The 16,298-nt window shown below is 71.0% G+C and carries 14 protein-coding genes; 8 read left to right on the top strand and 6 right to left on the bottom strand.

The window, feature by feature from the left end; translation table 11 throughout:
* Entirely contained in the window at positions 1 to 1,026 is a 1,026-nt protein-coding gene (locus P0L94_07375; GenBank protein ID WES65886.1) for a 2-oxoglutarate and iron-dependent oxygenase domain-containing protein, read from the bottom strand.
* A 191-nt stretch (positions 1,027 to 1,217) separates the two neighbouring features.
* Here P0L94_07375 and P0L94_07370 point away from each other — a divergent pair, with 191 nt between their 5' ends.
* From P0L94_07370 to efeB, 3 genes are read left to right on the top strand one after another with little or no spacing between them, the layout of a single operon-like run.
* Complete coding sequence (locus tag P0L94_07370; protein ID WES65885.1) at positions 1,218 to 2,183, top strand: FTR1 family protein; 966 nt, start codon at positions 1,218 to 1,220, stop codon at positions 2,181 to 2,183.
* Positions 2,180 to 3,406 carry an EfeM/EfeO family lipoprotein gene (locus P0L94_07365; GenBank protein WES65884.1) on the top strand — a complete coding sequence of 409 codons (1,227 nt, stop codon included), beginning with the start codon at positions 2,180 to 2,182 and terminating at the stop codon, positions 3,404 to 3,406. The genes P0L94_07370 and P0L94_07365 overlap by 4 nt, the downstream gene beginning before the upstream one ends.
* The gene (gene efeB, locus P0L94_07360) at positions 3,403 to 4,779 is read left to right on the top strand and encodes an iron uptake transporter deferrochelatase/peroxidase subunit (protein ID WES65883.1); all 1,377 of its coding nucleotides are present in this window, start codon (positions 3,403 to 3,405) and stop codon (positions 4,777 to 4,779) included. The genes P0L94_07365 and efeB overlap by 4 nt, the downstream gene beginning before the upstream one ends.
* A gap of 20 nt (positions 4,780 to 4,799) precedes the next feature.
* On the opposite strand, the gene P0L94_07355 is transcribed toward efeB, so the two are convergent.
* Positions 4,800 to 5,957, bottom strand: coding sequence for an acyltransferase family protein (locus tag P0L94_07355; protein ID WES65882.1), 1,158 nt, complete (start codon positions 5,955 to 5,957; stop codon positions 4,800 to 4,802).
* A 161-nt stretch (positions 5,958 to 6,118) separates the two neighbouring features.
* Here P0L94_07355 and P0L94_07350 point away from each other — a divergent pair, with 161 nt between their 5' ends.
* From P0L94_07350 to P0L94_07340, 3 genes are all read left to right on the top strand, one after another.
* Positions 6,119 to 6,970 (top strand): SDR family oxidoreductase, encoded by an 852-nt coding sequence (locus P0L94_07350; protein WES65881.1) that lies wholly within the window; start codon positions 6,119 to 6,121, stop codon positions 6,968 to 6,970.
* Positions 6,971 to 7,045: 75 nt separating this feature from the next.
* A complete protein-coding gene (locus tag P0L94_07345) occupies positions 7,046 to 8,281 on the top strand; it encodes an LLM class flavin-dependent oxidoreductase (protein ID WES65880.1) in 1,236 nt (411 codons plus the stop codon).
* Positions 8,278 to 8,925 (top strand): FMN reductase, encoded by a 648-nt coding sequence (locus tag P0L94_07340; GenBank protein WES65879.1) that lies wholly within the window; start codon positions 8,278 to 8,280, stop codon positions 8,923 to 8,925. The genes P0L94_07345 and P0L94_07340 overlap by 4 nt, the downstream gene beginning before the upstream one ends.
* A 74-nt stretch (positions 8,926 to 8,999) precedes the next feature.
* Here P0L94_07340 and P0L94_07335 read toward each other — a convergent pair whose 3' ends face one another.
* Complete coding sequence (locus tag P0L94_07335; GenBank protein ID WES65878.1) at positions 9,000 to 10,205, bottom strand: oxygenase MpaB family protein; 1,206 nt, start codon at positions 10,203 to 10,205, stop codon at positions 9,000 to 9,002.
* A gap of 162 nt (positions 10,206 to 10,367) precedes the next feature.
* The gene (locus tag P0L94_07330; protein WES65877.1) at positions 10,368 to 10,961 is read right to left on the bottom strand and encodes a VTT domain-containing protein; all 594 of its coding nucleotides are present in this window, start codon (positions 10,959 to 10,961) and stop codon (positions 10,368 to 10,370) included.
* Positions 10,962 to 11,101: 140 nt separating this feature from the next.
* Between P0L94_07330 and P0L94_07325 the strand changes: the two genes are divergently transcribed.
* A complete protein-coding gene (locus P0L94_07325) occupies positions 11,102 to 13,066 on the top strand; it encodes a GDSL-type esterase/lipase family protein (protein ID WES65876.1) in 1,965 nt (654 codons plus the stop codon).
* 117 nt (positions 13,067 to 13,183) lie between these two features.
* Here P0L94_07325 and P0L94_07320 read toward each other — a convergent pair whose 3' ends face one another.
* On the bottom strand, positions 13,184 to 13,369 hold the full coding sequence (locus P0L94_07320) for a hypothetical protein (protein ID WES65875.1): 186 nt from the start codon (positions 13,367 to 13,369) through the stop codon (positions 13,184 to 13,186).
* Positions 13,370 to 13,371: 2 nt separating this feature from the next.
* A complete protein-coding gene (locus tag P0L94_07315) occupies positions 13,372 to 13,671 on the bottom strand; it encodes a DUF5302 domain-containing protein (GenBank protein ID WES65874.1) in 300 nt (99 codons plus the stop codon).
* A 224-nt stretch (positions 13,672 to 13,895) separates the two neighbouring features.
* Between P0L94_07315 and P0L94_07310 the strand changes: the two genes are divergently transcribed.
* A complete protein-coding gene (locus P0L94_07310; protein WES65873.1) occupies positions 13,896 to 16,151 on the top strand; it encodes a polyribonucleotide nucleotidyltransferase in 2,256 nt (751 codons plus the stop codon).
* Positions 16,152 to 16,298 lie beyond the last annotated feature (147 nt).

Below are 16,298 nucleotides of genomic sequence, written 5' to 3'. Positions count from 1 at the left end.
TCAGCCCGCCGCGGCCACCGCGCGAGCGGCGACCAGGTCGCCGTGCCAGCGCTCGGCGACGTCGGGGTGGGCCCGGAGTCGGGACTTCAGCGCGTTCTCGCCGTGCAGGTCATGGATGGGGTTCTCCGGGTCGCGCGTCACGCCACGGGCGCGGGCGGCGAGCTCGGGCGGCAGCTCGATGACCGGGAACCGCGCGTCGAGCGACGGGTTGAAGAAGAACGGGATCGAGATGCGGTCGTCGGGATACGCAGGCGAGACGACGCGGTGGTTCGTGGCGGTGAGGTAGCCCCCGGTGGCGTACTCGAGCATCTCCCCGATGTTCACCACGAACGCCCCCGGCACAGCCGGAGCATCAACCCACGCGCCGTCGCGCTCGACCTGCAGGCCGCCCTTGCCGGGCTCGACCCACAGCAGCGTCAGGACGCCCGAGTCCTTGTGCGCGCCCACGCCCTGGCGCGGCGTCGGGTCGTCGACGCCCGGGTAGCGCACGACCTTGAGCAGCGTCTGGGGTTCGCCGAAGTGGCGGTCGAAGTAGTCCTCCTCGGCACCGAGCGCGAGCGCCCATGCGCGCAGCAGCCGGCGCGAGACGCCCGACAGGTGCTCGACCCACTCCTCGGTGACCCCGCGCAGGTGCGGCAGCGCCGACGGCCACAGGTTCGGACCGATCAGGCGCGCGTAGTCCGGTGCATCCGGGTCGGTGACGGCTGCCCGCTCGGGGCCGATGTCGATCTGCTCCCGCCAGTCCACGCGGCCCTGCGTGCGCTCGCCGCCGATGCGCGTGTACCCGCGGAAGTGCGGGCTCGTGACGTTCTCGATCTCGAGCTTGTCGGACTCGGGCAGGGCGAAGAACTCGCGCGTCGCGCGGTGCAGCCGCTCCTCGAGCTCCGGCGGCACCCCGGTGCCGGTCAGGTAGAAGAAGCCGACCTCGTGGGTGGCCCGGCGCAGCGCGTCGCGGAACGCGGCGGCGGCGTCCGGCCCCCGGTCGAGGTCGGACAGGTCCAGGATCGGAAGCTTCGGCTCTGCCATGCGCCGAGGCTACGTCGCCCGCGCCCGTCTCGCGGGCCGTGTTGCCGTGTATGACCGCGGCGTGACGCCGTATGACGGCGCTCCCATGCAGTGGGAGGCCCGGGACTCGACGCGTGGACTCGAAGCAGGTACTCTCGATCCCGGTAAGGTGAGGCTTACCTGATCCCGAACCATCCCTGGAGAGAAGCACCGTGCTCGCCACATTCCTGATCGGACTCCGCGAAGGCCTCGAGGCCGCGCTCGTGGTCGGCATCCTCGTCGCCTATCTCACGCGCCTCGGCCGCCGTGACGTCCTGCCCCGGCTGTGGGCCGGTGTGGGCCTCGCCGTCGGTCTCGCGCTGGCGATCGGCGCGGTGCTGACCTTCGGCAGCTACACGCTCACCTTCCAGGCCCAGGAGATCCTCGGCGGCACGCTGTCGCTGGTCGCGGTCGGCATGGTGACGTGGATGATCTTCTGGATGCAGCGCACGGCGCGCACCATGAAGCGCACGCTCGAGGGCGGCGTCGACCGCGCACTCGCGCAGGGCGGCATGTGGGCCCTGGTCGCGATCGGCTTCGTCTCGGTCGCGCGCGAGGGGGTCGAGTCCGCGCTGCTGCTGTGGTCGATGGTGCAGTCCTTCGGCGACGCGCCCACGGCCCTCCTCGGCGCCGTGCTCGGCATCGCCGTCTCGGTGGTCGCGGGCGTGTTCATCGCGAAGGGCGCGCTGCGGCTGAACCTGCGCACGTTCTTCACGTGGACCGGAGCCTTCCTCGTCGTCGTCGCCGCCGGGGTCCTCGCCTACGCGATCCACGACCTGCAGGAGGCCGCCGTCCTTCCCGGGCCCTTCACCGCAGCGGCGCCGATCGACCCCGTCACGGGTGCGGTCGCGATCGGCTGGGCCGGATTCCCGTTCGGATGGGCCTTCGACGTCAGCGCCGTCCTCGCGCCCGGGAGCGCGATCGCCGTGATCCTGCAGGCGATCATCGGCTTCATGCCGCACATGACGTGGCTCCAGGTGATCGCCTGGGTGCTCTACGTCGCCGTCGTCGGCACTCTGTACATCCGCGGCACCCGACCCACCTCTCCGCAGACCCCCACCCCCCAGACCGATCGCGCACCGACCGAGCCGGGCCGCACGCCCGCGCTCGCAACGAGCCCGCGACCAGGAGCAGAATGACCGCACCACGCGCCCTCGGCGCTCTGGCGGCCGTCGGCGTGAGCGCCTTCGTGCTGTCCGGATGCGTCGCCACCACCGATGTCCCCGCGTCGGCGACCCTGACCGTCACGTCGTCCGCCGATGCGTGCGCGGTGTCGTCCGACACCGCCGTCAGCGGAACGCTCGCCTTCGAGATCGAGAACACCGGCGACGAGATCACCGAGTTCTACCTCCTCGCCGAGGACGGCGTGCAGATCGTGGCCGAGGCCGAGAACATCGCGCCGGGCACGACGCGCACCCTGACGCTCGTGGCGCAGCCGGGTGAGTATGTCACGCTCTGCAAACCCGGCATGACCGGCGACGGCGTCGGCCGCGCCGCGTTCACCGTGACCGGCGAGCGGGTCGAGGGCGGCGGAGCCGACGCGCAGCTGCGCGACCAGGCCGTGGCGCAGTACGCCGACTATGTGCGTGACGAGGTCGACGACCTCGTTCCCGCCGTGGCGACGCTCGCCGACGCCTACGCCTCGGGCGACGACGAGGCCGCCCGGTCTGCCTGGACCGCCGCCCGCGTCCATTACGAGCGGATCGAGCCGGTCGCCGAGGCGCTGGGCGACCTCGACCCGAAGATCGACTACCGCGAACTCGACGCCGCGGCCGAGGGCCTCGAGTGGACCGGCTTCCACCGCATGGAGAAGGACCTGTGGATCCCGGGCGAGGACGCGGTCAACTCCGACGGCGTCACGCCCGCATGGCAGGACTGGGAGCCGTCGACCGGCGCCGAACGCCAGGCCTATGCCGACGCCCTCGTCGCCGACGTCCAGGCGCTGTGGGACTACGTCCACGGCGAAGACTTCTCGCAGACGCTCGAGGATCAGGGCGTCGCCAGCCTCAGCAACGGCGCCATCGCCCTGCTCGACGAGGTCGCGCACGGCAAGATCACCGGCGAGGAGGACTGGTGGTCGCGCACCGACCTCTACGACTTCGCCGCCAACGTCGAGGGGTCGCAGATGGCGTTCACCCTCGTCCACGACGTCGCCGCGGCGACACCGTCGGGCGCCGAGCTCGCCGAGCAGATCGAGGACGGCTACGCCGACCTCGAGGCGGCGCTGGCCGAGTACGGCTCGCTCGAGGACGGCTACGTCGGCTACGACACCGTCACCGAGTCCGAGCGCGCCGACCTCACCGCCCTCATCAACGCCCTCGCCGAGCCGCTGTCGCAGCTGACGGCCACCGTCCTGTCATGACCGCCGGCGGCGGCACGCCCGAGGAAGCGGCGCCTGACGGCGCCCTGCCCGAGGGGACGCTGCCCGCGGAGCGGGTCACGGATGCCTCGGCGACGCTCGGCACGCCCCGGACCGGGCTCAGCCGGCGCGGGCTGCTCGGCCTGCTCGGGGCCGGAGCCGGCGGCTTCGTCGTCGGCGGTGCCGCCGGGGCCGCCGTCGCGACCACGGCTGCGGCGTCGACGACGGCGGAGGTCGGCGGATCCGCCGTCCACGCGTTCTTCGGCGAGCACCAGGCCGGCATCACCACGCCGGTGCAGGACCACCTGCACTTCGCGGCCTTCGACATGGCCGACGGCACCACGCGCGAGGACCTCGTCACGCTTCTCGAGGACTGGTCGTACGCGGCGTCGCGCATGACGCAGGGACTCGACGTCAGCGCGTCCGGCGCCGTGGGCGGATCGCCCGAGGCGCCGCCCGATGACACCGGCGAAGCACTGGGGCTCCCCGCGAGCGCGCTGACGATCACGTTCGGCTTCGGCCCCGGCCTGTTCCTCAAGGACGGCGTCGACCGGTACGGGATCGCCGACCGTCGCCCCGACGAGCTCGACGAGCTGCCGCGGTTCTTCGGCGACCGGCTCGACGCGCAGAAGTCCTCCGGTGACCTGTGCATCCAGGCCTGCGCGGACGATCCTCAAGTCGCCGTCCACGCGGTGCGCAACCTCAGCCGCATCGCGTTCGGCCGCGCCCGCATCCGCTGGTCTCAGCTGGGCTTCGGCCGCACGTCGAAGACCACCAGCGCGCAGCAGACGCCGCGCAACCTGTTCGGGTTCAAGGACGGCACCGCCAACATCCTCGCCGACGACGCCGAGGCCCTGCGCGAGCACGTGTGGGTGGCCGGCCAGGATGCGCCGGCGTGGCTGGCGGGAGGGTCGTACCTCGTCGCGAGGAAGATCGCGATGACGATCGAGATCTGGGACCGGCTGCGGCTGTCCGAGCAGGAGCGCACCATCGGCCGGGACAAGCGCGCCGGCGCGCCTCTGTCGGGCGGCGGCGAGTTCGACGCTCCCGACTTCTCGTCGACGGATGCCTCCGGCGCACCGGCGATCGACGCCGCCTCGCACGTGCGCCTGGCGCATCCGGAGTCCAACGGCGGCGTGAGGATCCTGCGGCGCGGGTACAACTTCGTCGACGGCAACGATCCGCTCGGCGCGCTCGACGCCGGCCTGTTCTTCCTGTCGTACCAGCGCTCGCCCGAGCAGTTCGTGACACTGCAGCGGGCGCTGGCGTCGCAGGACATCCTGAGCGAGTACATCTCGCACGTCGGCTCGGCGCTGTTCGCGGTTCCCCCGGGCGCGAGCGACGGGTCATTCGTCGGCGCGAACCTCTTCCGCTAGCCCCGCGGGGCGGGTGCCCATCACCCGCTCTGCTCGCCCGGCGGCCGTCGTGAGCCCGTCGGGTCGCTGCGGTGCCCCTCGCGGCCCGCCAGTGTCCGGTCGGCGAAGAGCCACGACGGCCGAGGCTCGATGAGGGGACGGAACACCGTGCGAACCGGGCGCGTGGCGAGCCCGAGGGCGATGAGCACCGACAGGACCACGACGATCGGCAGCCACAGCCATGTCGGGTCGAGGCCGCGCAGCACCCCGGACTCCCGGAACGGGTAGAGCACGAACGAGTGCAGCAGATAGACGTACATCGTGTACCGGCCGAAGTGCGTCCACCACTGCCGTCGCCGGGGAAGCAGCGTGAAGAACGCCGCCGTGAGCACCACGGCGAGCGCCATCAGCACGAGGCGCACGGCCCCTGCCCACCACTGCGGGCCCACGAGTTCCGCGTATGCGTCGTCGTAGAAGAGCCAGTGGGTGAGGTCGACCTCGCCCCAGAGCCCGACGAAGCGCCACGCCGCCCATGCGGCCGCGACCATGATCGCCGCGGCCGCGGCGCGGATCCACCACGGCCGCCGATCCAGCAGTCGCAGGCGCGCGACGATGTCGTGCTCGCGCAGCCACCACCCCAGTGCGAACAGCGGGAGCAGCCCCAGCGTCCGGTTGAGTGAGAATGTCGAGCCGATGTTCGGAAGGTAGCCCGCGCCGATCGAGATCGCGATCGTCCAGACGAGCGGCCAGCGGAGGAGTGCGAGGTACGGGAGGACGAGACGGAAGATCCCCAGCGCGAGCAGGAACCACAGCGTCCATGCCGGTGTGGTCAGGTTCGGGTTCGCCTCGCCTTCGACCAGCAGCTTCGTGATGGTCCACAGCGTCTCGAAGATGAGGTACGGGAGCAGGATGTCGGTGATGACGCGTGCCATCTGACGTCGCGACGGCGGGTCGGACTTGGAGAAGTACCCCGCGATGATCGCGAACGCGGGCATGTGGAAGGCATAGATCAGGTAGTAGAGGGCCTGGGCGATGTCGGAGTCGTAGGTGAGCCGCTGCACCGCGTGGCCGAGCACCACCAGCACGATGCACGCGAAGCGCGCGTTGTCCCAGAACGGCGTGCGTCCGCCGTGCCCGGCCGAGCCGTGGCGGGGGAGTTGAGGCGACCCCGGATCGCCGGGCGCGCGGACGTCCTTCATGGCGCGATCAGACTATCGCCGCTGAACCTGGACGGGCACTGTGGAGTCTCCGCGCCGAATCCCGGCCCCGCGGATCAGGCCCGGTCGGCGCGCGGGACGCCGGACTGTTCCGCTGTGCCGGAGGCGTTGCGCCGCGCGCGTCGGCCCGGTACAGGTGTCGTATGCGTCCCGCCTCTCGTGCCGTGCTCGTGACCGGCTGTTCCAGAGGCATCGGCCGCGCCACCGCACTCGCCCTGCTCGAGCGCGGGTGGCGCGTGTACGCGACGGCGCGAAACCCCGACGATCTGCACGACCTCGAGCGGGCGGGGTGCCGCATCCTCGCCCTCGACGTCACGGATGCCGCGTCGCGGGATGCGGCCGTCGAGGCCGTGACCGGGCGCGAGGGGGCGGTCGGCGTGCTCGTGAACAACGCCGGCATCAGCGAGCTGGGCGCGCTCGAGACGTTCCCCGCGGATCACGTGCGACGGCTGTTCGAGACGAACGTGTTCGGGATGCTCGCCCTCACCCAGCTCGTGCTGCCGGGCATGCGCGCCCAGCGGTGGGGGCGCGTGGTGAACATCGGCTCGATGAACGGCCGGTTCATCTGGCCCGGGATGGGAGCGTACGCGGCCACGAAGCATGCGATCGAGGCCTTCAGTGATGCGCTGCGGTACGAACTGCGTCCGCTCGGCGTGGAGGTCTCGCTCATCGCTCCCGGCATGGTCACGACCGGCCTCGCCATCGCTGCGGCCGATCGCGCGCGTGCGGCGGAGGACGTTCCGGTGTGGGCGCGCTTCGACGCTCGCGTCGTCGAGCTGTCGCGCACGTGGGATTCGGGGGCTCGACGGCGCTTCGCGTGCGCGCCCGAGGACGTCGCGGATCGCGTCGTGCGCGCACTGGAGGCGCGGCGACCGCGGGCGCGCTATCGCGTCGCCCCTTCGGCCCATCTCATGCTGTCGCTGAGGCGCATGCTGTCCGAGCGCGCCTTCGAGAGGTTCCTGAGAACGCAGTTCCCCTCGCCCCGCCGGGAATAGGAGCGTGCGCCCGGCGTTGCATGAGGTATATTCAAATGCATGAATTCGCCCGGATCGGGCGGAAGGAGAGCGATCGTGAGCGACAGCACCACGTGGCCGGGGATGCAGTTCGGCATCTTCACCGTCAGCGACATCACGCAGGACCCGACGAACGGCACGACCCCCAGCGAGGCTGAGCGGATCCGCGGCACCCTGACCATCGCCAAGCACGCCGAAGAGGTGGGCCTGGACGTCTTCGCGCTCGGCGAGCACCACAATCCGCCGTTCTGGTCGTCTTCGCCGACGACCACACTCGCGTACATCGCGGCGCAGACCGAGCGCCTCGTGCTGTCCACCGCGACCACGCTCATCACGACGAACGACCCGGTGAAGCTCGCCGAGGACTACGCGATGCTGCAGCACGTCTCGGAGGGTCGCGCCGACCTCATGATCGGCCGCGGCAACACCGGTCCCGTCTACCCGTGGTTCGGCAAGGACATCCGCCAGGGGCTTCCGATCGCGATCGAGAGCTACAACCTGCTGCACCGCCTGTGGCGCGAGGACGTCGTGGACTGGGAGGGCAAGTTCCGCACGCCGCTGCAGGGATTCACCTCGACGCCGCGACCCCTCGACGGCGTGCCGCCGTTCGTGTGGCACGGCAGCATCCGCACTCCCGAGATCGCCGAGCAGGCCGCGTACTACGGCGACGGCTTCTTCGCCAACAACATCTTCTGGCCCAAGGAGCACTACCAGCGGCTCATCACGCTCTACCGCCAGCGATACGCCCACTACGGCCACGGCACGCCCGAGCAGGCGATCGTGGGTCTGGGCGGCCAGGTCTTCATGCGCGCGAACTCGCAGGACGCCGTGCGTGAGTTCCGCCCCTACTTCGACAACGCGCCGGTGTACGGCCACGGCCCCAGCCTCGAGGACTTCAGCGACATGACGCCGCTCACGGTCGGCTCGCCCCAGCAGGTGATCGACCGCTACGCGGGCATGCGCGAGACGTTCGGCGACTACCAGCGTCAGCTGTTCCTCATCGACCACGCCGGCCTTCCGCTGAAGACCGTGCTCGAGCAGCTCGACATCCTCGGCGGCGAGGTCGTCCCGGTGCTGCGTCGCGAACTGGCGAAGAACCGGCCGGCCGAGGTGCCGGATGCCCCGACCCACGCGAACCGCGTCGCGGCCGCGTACGGCGACGGGCCGGCGCGACAGGCGGTGCCCGGCGCGAACCGCGGCGACAACCTCACGGCGGGCTCGCCGTACCAGGACAGCCGGCCCGCCGCGGGCTCGGCGTTCGGCCAGGCGGCGACGAAGGCGGGCGTGCGATGACCGCGGCGCGTCGGATCGCCGTCGTGTCGGCGGGGCTGTCGAACCCCTCGTCGACCCGCATGCTCGCCGACCGCATGACGGCCGCCGTCGTCGCGGAGCTCTCGGCCCGGGGCTTCCAGGTCGACGTCGACGTGGTCGAGCTGCGCGATCACGCGCACGCCATCACCGACAACCTGCTGACGGGCTTCGCGCCCCCGGCGCTGGAGTCCGTGGTCAACACCGTCGTGTCGGCCGACGCGATCATCGCGGTGACGCCGATCTTCTCGACGAGCTACTCGGGGCTGTTCAAGTCCTTCATCGACGTGATCGACCCGGATGCGCTGCGCGGCACCCCGGTCCTGATCGGCGCAAACGCGGGCACGGCGCGCCACTCGCTGGCGATCGACTACGCCATCCGGCCGCTGTTCACGTACCTGCACGCCGACCCGGTTCCGACCGGCGTCTTCGCGGCCTCGAGCGACTGGGGCGGCTCCGCCGACGACGTGGCGCCGCTGAGCGCCCGCATCGACCGCGGTGCGCGCGAGTTCGCCGAGGCGATCGAGCGCCGCCCGGCCGCCGTGACGTCGGATCCGTTCGACCCGGCGGGCTATCTGGGTGAAGGGCGCTCCTTCGGGCATCTCCTCGGCGGTCTCGCGGGCGAATAGAGGACTCTTCGTTAACATCGGCGAACGCCGAGGGTGACCCGACCGCACGGCCCGGGCCACCCTCGGCATTCGGCTCAGTAGGGGCGGTTCATGTCCGGGACCGTGATGGCCGTCGTCGTCGGCGACGAGAACCTGTTCAGGAACAGCATCGCCAGCGCCTTGATGAACTGATCGAACAGCAGGAAGTTCACCGGCTCGACGGGCATGATGCCCTCGCGGAACTTGATGTACAGCGGCCAGCCGGTGTCGATGATCTCGCGCGACACCGGGTCGCGGAACAGGCCCAGCCAGTCGCCGATCTCGTCGCCGAGCTGATAGCGCACGAACTCGTTGAGGAACCCGCGCGTGACGCCGAGGTCGATCTGCGCGGTGAGCCCGAGCAGCACCTCGGCGAGCGCCTGGCCCTCCTCGGTCCACGACAGGATCGGGTCGAGGTTCTGCGCGGCCTGGGCGTGGGCCTCGTCCCACGTCGCCGGGATGTACTCGTCCTTGACGCCCAGGTAGTGAAGCGCCACCTGCCACGAGTGGAGGAACGCATCCTCGTCCTCGGGCGACATCACGACGCCCCACTCCTTCATCTTCTTGTGCGCGAAGGTGCCGGTGCTGTGGAACGTGACGAGGATGTCGCCGTTGCTGATCGGGATCGACTCGTCGGCGACGGCCTTCCAGTGGGGCGACTGGGGCAGCAGATGGCGCACGGCGGCGTGGACCATGCGCGTCTTGTTCGACGTGACGATGAACTCGCCCGTGCCCTCGTAGGCGTCGATGTCGCTGAGGTCGTAGCCGAAGGTGAAGGTCTTCGCGGCGCGGTCCTGCATGTCGGCGCCGCCCTTGGACCAGTACACCGACTTCGCCTCGCGGGGGATGACCGTGCTCATGATGCCGCCGCCGAGCCCGTAGATGAAGAACAGGTAGATGTCCTTGCGGCGGTTGAAGTCGGCCGCGCGGCGGAGCTTGCCCCGGTCGGCCCAGTCGGGCAGCTTGGTCGACTCCTTCAGATAGCCGCGCAGCTCGCTCGGCAGACCCCACGGCACCGACTGCCAATTGTGGACCCAGTTGCCCATCGCCCAATTGACCTGGGGGACCTGGCCCTTGTCGATGACCCTCGCCATGATCTGGTCGATGCCGTCGTCCCACACCCACTGCGGGTCCACACCGGATCCGTAGCCGGCCACGGATCCGGTGGGGGACCAGGACCACGCGGCGCTCGGCGCGGCGACGCCGGTGAAGCCGAGCGCGGCCCCCAGCGTCAGGACGGTTCGTCTGTTCAACTCAGGCACGCGTGCCACCTCTTCCCGAAGGGGGATGGACCGCGCCCCGGCCACGTCCATGTGGCCGACCGGCATCAGCAGCCCATCCAGGACTGATGTGATTGGCGATTAACATAGAGCCGGATGCGCGCGCGCACAAGACCCGGAGCCGCGTGTTCGGATACCGCGGCGTCAGGCACGCGGGCGCGTCGCGCGGGAGAGCACCGCATCCAGGGCCACCCCGAGGGCCACGGCGACGCCGATCGACACGAGCACCGCGACGATCGGCCCGCCGGGGACGATGCGTGCCACGAGAGCGCCGATGAGCGCCTGGTAGACCGCCCACGCGCACGCCGCCAGGCCGGTGATGACGAGGTGGCGCGGCGCGGGCAGGCGCGTGGCGCCCGCGGTGATGTTGACCGCGAGGCGGGCGAACGGGATGAACCGCGCTGTGAAGAGCACGGCGCCGAGCCGCCTGTCCATGCGGGCGCTCGCCCACGCGAACGCGGTCTGAACGCGGCGCGTGCGCATCCACCGCCAGCGGTGCAGGCCCACGGCGCGCCCGATCGCATAGCAGGCGGCGTCGCCGGTGAAGGCGGCGAGGGCCGCGACGGCGATGACCGCGGGCAAGGGCGGTCGGCCGATCATGACGGCGAGGGCGCCGAAGGCCGTGACGGCGGCTTCGCCGGGAACGACCACGAGGAATGCGTCGCCGAGCACGAGCGCGTAAAGCACCGGCAGCGCCCACGGTCCGCTCGCCAGCTGGGCCAGCGCCTCGTCGATCACGTCCGAACGTGTACCAGCCGTGGATGAACGGCGACGGAACGGCGCCCGACCGGTGACCGGTGCGGGTGCATCCGGTGAACTCTCGGCGACGGCGGCGCGATCGTGTCTTCCGGGGTCCGTCGGGCCGTCACGCTGGTGGCGTGAGAGTCGCGGTCCTGGCCGAATCCTTCCTTCCGCACATGAACGGCGTCACCGGTTCGGTGCTGCACATCCTGCGCCACCTCGCGGACGCCGGTCACGAGACCCTCGTGATCGCCCCGCGCGCCGGCGACATCGACGCCGACCTGCACGGAGCGCGCACGGCGCTGCTGCGCTCGGTGCCGTTGCCCAGCTATCCCGAGGTGCGCGTCGTCTTCGCGCGCGCCGCGCGCCTCACCGAGATCCTGCGGTCGTTCGCCCCCGACGTCGTGCACCTCGCCTCGCCGTTCGTGCTGGGCTGGCAGGGCCTCGCCGCGGCCGAGGCGCTCAGGATCCCGACCGTCGCGGTCTACCAGACCGACGTCATCGCGTACGCGCGCAAGTACGGCATGCCCCGCGCGACCGCGCTGGTGTCTTCGCACATCGCACGCCTGCATCGCCGCGCGACGGTGACGCTCGCCCCGAGCGCGGCCTCGATGCGGCAGCTGGCCGACCTCGACGTGGACCGCCTGCGCCTGTGGGGGCGCGGCGTGGACGCCGAGCGGTTCTCACCGCGACGACGCAGCGAAGCGTGGCGCGCGCGGATCGCGGGCGGGCGCACCGTGATCGGCTACGTCGGCCGTCTCGCCCCCGAGAAGCAGGTGGCCGACCTCGCTGCGCTCTCGGGCATCCCCGGCACGCGCCTGGTGATCGTCGGCGACGGGCCGTCGCGGCCCTCCCTGGAGGGGATGCTGCCCGACGCGGTGTTCCTCGGACACCAGACGGGCGACGCGCTCGCCGAGGCGATGGCCGGCTTCGATGTCTTCGTCCACCCGGGCGAGAGCGAGACGTTCGGGCAGACGATCCAGGAGGCGCTGGCCAGCGGCGTGCCCGTCGTCGCCACCGGCGTCGGCGGACCCGTGGACCTGGTGCGCTCGAGCATCGACGGGTGGCTGTACCGCCCCGGCGACCTCGCCGACATGCGCCGCCGCGTCGAGGACCTCACGGGCGACCCGGCCAAGCGCGCGGCGTTCGCCGCCGCCGCCCGTGCGGCGATGTCGGATCGCTCGTGGGCGCGCACGGTCGAGCGGCTCACCGGGCACTACCGGCAGGCGATCGAGCTGCGCGCGATGGACGACAGCCTGCTCGTGCGCGGCACGCGGCGTCCCGATCCGGTCGACGACATCGCGCCCGCGCGGCCGTGGCGTCGCTTCGTCGCGCTGGGCGACTCGCTCACCGAGGGGCTGTGCGACTCCTCCCGCATGAACGCGGGGGAGTACCGCGGCTGGGCCGACCGCCTGGCCCAGCTGCTCGCTCACGGCCAGGACGGCCCCTTCCGCTACGCCAACCTCGCGGTGCGCAGCCGCCGGGTCGCCGACCTCGTCGACGAGCAGCTGCCGGTGGCGCTCGCGCTGCGGCCCGACCTCGTCTCGATCCTGATCGGCGCCAACGATCTGGTCGGCCCATCGGCCGACCCCGAAGCGCTCGCCGCGCGCGTGGAGGGCGCCGTGCGCCGACTGCGCGCCGCGGGGGCCGACGTGCTGCTGGTCACCACCTTCCTTCCGCCGCGACGCGCGGCGCGGCTCTTCGCGAGGCGCTTCGGCGCGTACAACGTGCACCTGCGCCGCATCGCCGAGGAGACCGGCGCCCGGCTGGTCGACATCGAGCCGCAGCCGGCGATGCGCGATTCGGCGATGTGGGCCGACGATCGCGTCCACCTGCGCTCGGGGGGCCACCGGTTCCTGGCCTATCGCGCGGCCGCGGCCCTCGGCGTGCCCGATGCCGCCGAGCTCGCCGATCTCGACGCGATCCTCCACTCGGAGGAGGACGAGCCGGCCCATCCCGCCGGATGGCTGACGCGCGACGCGCTGCCATGGGTGTGGCGGCGGATGCGCGGCCGCACCGCAGGCGACGGCGTCTCGGCCAAGCACGACGACTACGTGGTGATCGGCCGCGGCGAGACGCGGACGCGCTCCCGCGCTCGCTGACCTCGGCGCCGCGTGCTCCGCCCGACTCAGTGTCGTCACGGCGCAATAGCACCTCCGGGGCCCCGGTTTGCGTGCTGTCGCGCGGTGACGTCTCGAGTGAGGGAGCGCTTCGGCGGCTCAGCTCGAGGGGTCGAGGTCGCCGGACTCGATCGCCGACTCGCGCTCTTCGCTCTCGACGTCGTCCTCGTCCTCCTCGACGCGCTCGCCGGCGTCGAGGGTCGGCGGAGGCAGCTCCAGTTCGACGTCGTCGTCCAGCGGCACCTCTCGCTCGTCGTCGGGGATCCGCTCGCGGAAGTCGCTCATGACTATCCGCTCTTCCGCCGGAACTCGCGTCTGGTCATGGCCTCGTGGGTGTGGTGGATGGCCGATTCGCCATCCAGGTGGGCCTCGCCTTCGCGGTGGTGGGCGTTCTTGCTGTCGAGCGCCTCTCGGAACTTGCGCTTGACGTCCTCGGATGCCGCCCCGGGGGGCTTGCCGTCGGTGCTCATGTCGCCACGATAGGCGCGCAGCGGCCACGCCGCCAGGGAGGCGTCGCGACCGGGGTCGGCAGAAGATGGGCTGATCAGGGCCCCGCTGATAGGATCGGTGAGGTTGCCCACGGGCATCCGCTCAATTCAACATGAGCTCACGGAGCAGGCCGGCAGGAAGCTGGTCCCCTGTGGTGGGTTCCCGGGCGCCCTTTCGGCCGCGCGGTGATCGTCCACTGGTGGCCAGCGATGGCGGTACTACGCGGCCTCGCCGCGCGCTGAGATCTGCCTGTTCCTGCTCCTTCACGAAAAGCTCGTGCGTCACACGGACGCGCGAGCCTAAACAAAGAAGGAGGGACCTCTTGGAAGGTCCGGAAATCACCGCAGCCGAAGCCGTCCTCGACAACGGACGCTTCGGCACCCGCACGATCCGCTTCGAAACGGGTCGTCTGGCGCAGCAGGCGCAGGGCGCCGTCGCCGCCTACCTCGACGAGGAGACCATGCTCCTGTCGGCCACCAGTGCCGGCAAGCACCCTCGTGAGGGCTTCGACTTCTTCCCGCTGACCGTCGACGTCGAGGAGCGCTCGTACGCCGCCGGCAAGATCCCCGGCTCGTTCTTCCGTCGCGAGGGCCGCCCCTCGACGGAGGCGATCCTGGTGTGCCGTCTGATCGACCGTCCGCTGCGTCCGTCGTTCGTCGACGGCCTGCGCAACGAGGTCCAGATCGTCGTGACGGTCCTCTCGATCGCTCCGGGCGAGTTCTACGACGCGCTGGCGATCAACGCCGCGTCGGCGTCGACCCAGATCTCGGGTCTGCCGTTCTCGGGTCCGATCGCAGGCGTCCGCCTCGCGCTCGTGCCTGGCCACGGCGACCACGAGGACCAGTGGGTCGCGTTCCCGAACACCAAGGTGCTCGAGGAGTCCGTGTTCGACCTGATGGTCGCCGGACGCGTGCTGCCCGACGGCGACGTCGCGATCATGATGGTCGAGGCCGAGGCCACCGAGCACAGCTGGAACCTCATCAAGGGCGGCGCCACCAAGCCGAGCGAAGAGGTCGTGGCCTCCGGCCTCGAGGCCGCCAAGCCCTTCCTCAAGCAGCTCGTCGAGGCGCAGGCCCAGATGGCCGCGACGTCGTCGAAGGAGCCGGGCGTGTACCCGGTCTTCCCGCCGTACTCGTCCGAGACGTACGACTTCGTCGCCGAGCGCGCGTACGGCGAGCTCTCGGGCGTCTACCAGATCGCCGACAAGGTCGAGCGTCAGAACGCGGACGATGCCATCAAGGAGCGCGTGAAGGCGGAGCTCACGGCCGCAGTCGCCGAGGGTCGGCTGCCCGAGTCGGCGCTGGGCGAGTTCGGCGGTGCGTACAAGTCGGTCACGAAGAAGATCGTGCGCGGCCGCATCCTCAGCGAGGGTGTGCGCATCGACGGTCGCGGGCTGGCGGACATCCGCCCGCTCGACGCCGAGGTGCAGGTCATCCCGCGGGTCCACGGCTCGGCCATCTTCCAGCGCGGCGAGACCCAGATCATGGGTGTCACCACGCTGAACATGCTCAAGATGGAGCAGCAGATCGACTCGCTGTCGCCCACGACCAGCAAGCGCTACATGCACCACTACAACTTCCCGCCGTACTCGACCGGTGAGACCGGCCGTGTGGGAAGCCCGAAGCGTCGCGAGATCGGGCACGGCTTCCTCGCCGAGCGCGCCCTCGTGCCGGTGCTGCCCAGCCGCGAGGAGTTCCCGTACGCGATCCGTCAGGTCTCCGAGGCGCTGGGCTCCAACGGCTCGACGTCGATGGGCTCGGTGTGCGCCTCGACCCTGTCGCTGCTGAACGCGGGTGTGCCGCTGCGCGCCCCCGTCGCCGGCATCGCGATGGGTCTGGTCTCGGACGAGGTCGACGGCCAGACGCGCTACGCCGCGCTGACCGACATCCTCGGCGCCGAGGACGCGCTGGGCGACATGGACTTCAAGGTCGCCGGCACGAGCGAGTTCGTCACGGCGATCCAGCTCGACACGAAGCTCGACGGCATCCCGTCGTCGGTGCTCTCGGCCGCGCTGACGCAGGCCAAGGAGGCCCGCCTGACGATCCTCGGCGTCCTGAACGCCGCGATCGACTCGCCGGACGAGATGGCGCCGACCGCGCCGCGCGTCATCAGCGTGCAGATCCCGGTCGACAAGATCGGCGAGCTCATCGGCCCCAAGGGCAAGACGATCAATGGCATCCAGGACGAGACCGGCGCCGACATCTCCATCGAGGAGGACGGCACCGTCTACATCGGAGCGACCGACGGCCCGTCGGCCGAGGCCGCCCGCGCCCAGGTCAACGCGATCGCCAACCCCACCAACCCGGAGGTCGGCGAGCAGTTCCTCGGCACGGTCGTGAAGATCGCGACGTTCGGCGCGTTCATCTCGCTCCTGCCCGGCAAGGACGGACTGCTGCACATCAGCGAGGTCCGCAAGCTCGCCGGCGGCAAGCGCGTCGAGAACGTCGACGACGTCGTGTCGGTCGGTCAGAAGCTGCTCGTGCGCATCACCAAGGTCGACGACCGCGGCAAGCTGTCGCTCGAGCCGGTCATCGAGGAGGCCGCCTCGGCCGAGGCCGAGGCTCCCGCGCAGGCCTGATCCCATCGGGAAGACCATGCCCGCCCCTCGCGCACAGCGAGGGGCGGGCATCGCCGTCTCGGGGCGATTCGTCCACCGAACGGGGGACAAATCCGTGCACATCGAGCGTGTCGTGACCAAAGCGTTACAGGGATTTCACCGAACCGT

It is taken from the genome of Microbacter sp. GSS18, assembly GCA_029319145.1.
Classification (GTDB): domain Bacteria; phylum Actinomycetota; class Actinomycetes; order Actinomycetales; family Microbacteriaceae; genus Microbacterium.
The sequence above is the reverse complement of the archived record's forward strand: the minus strand, read 5'-3'. Positions and strand labels throughout refer to the sequence as shown.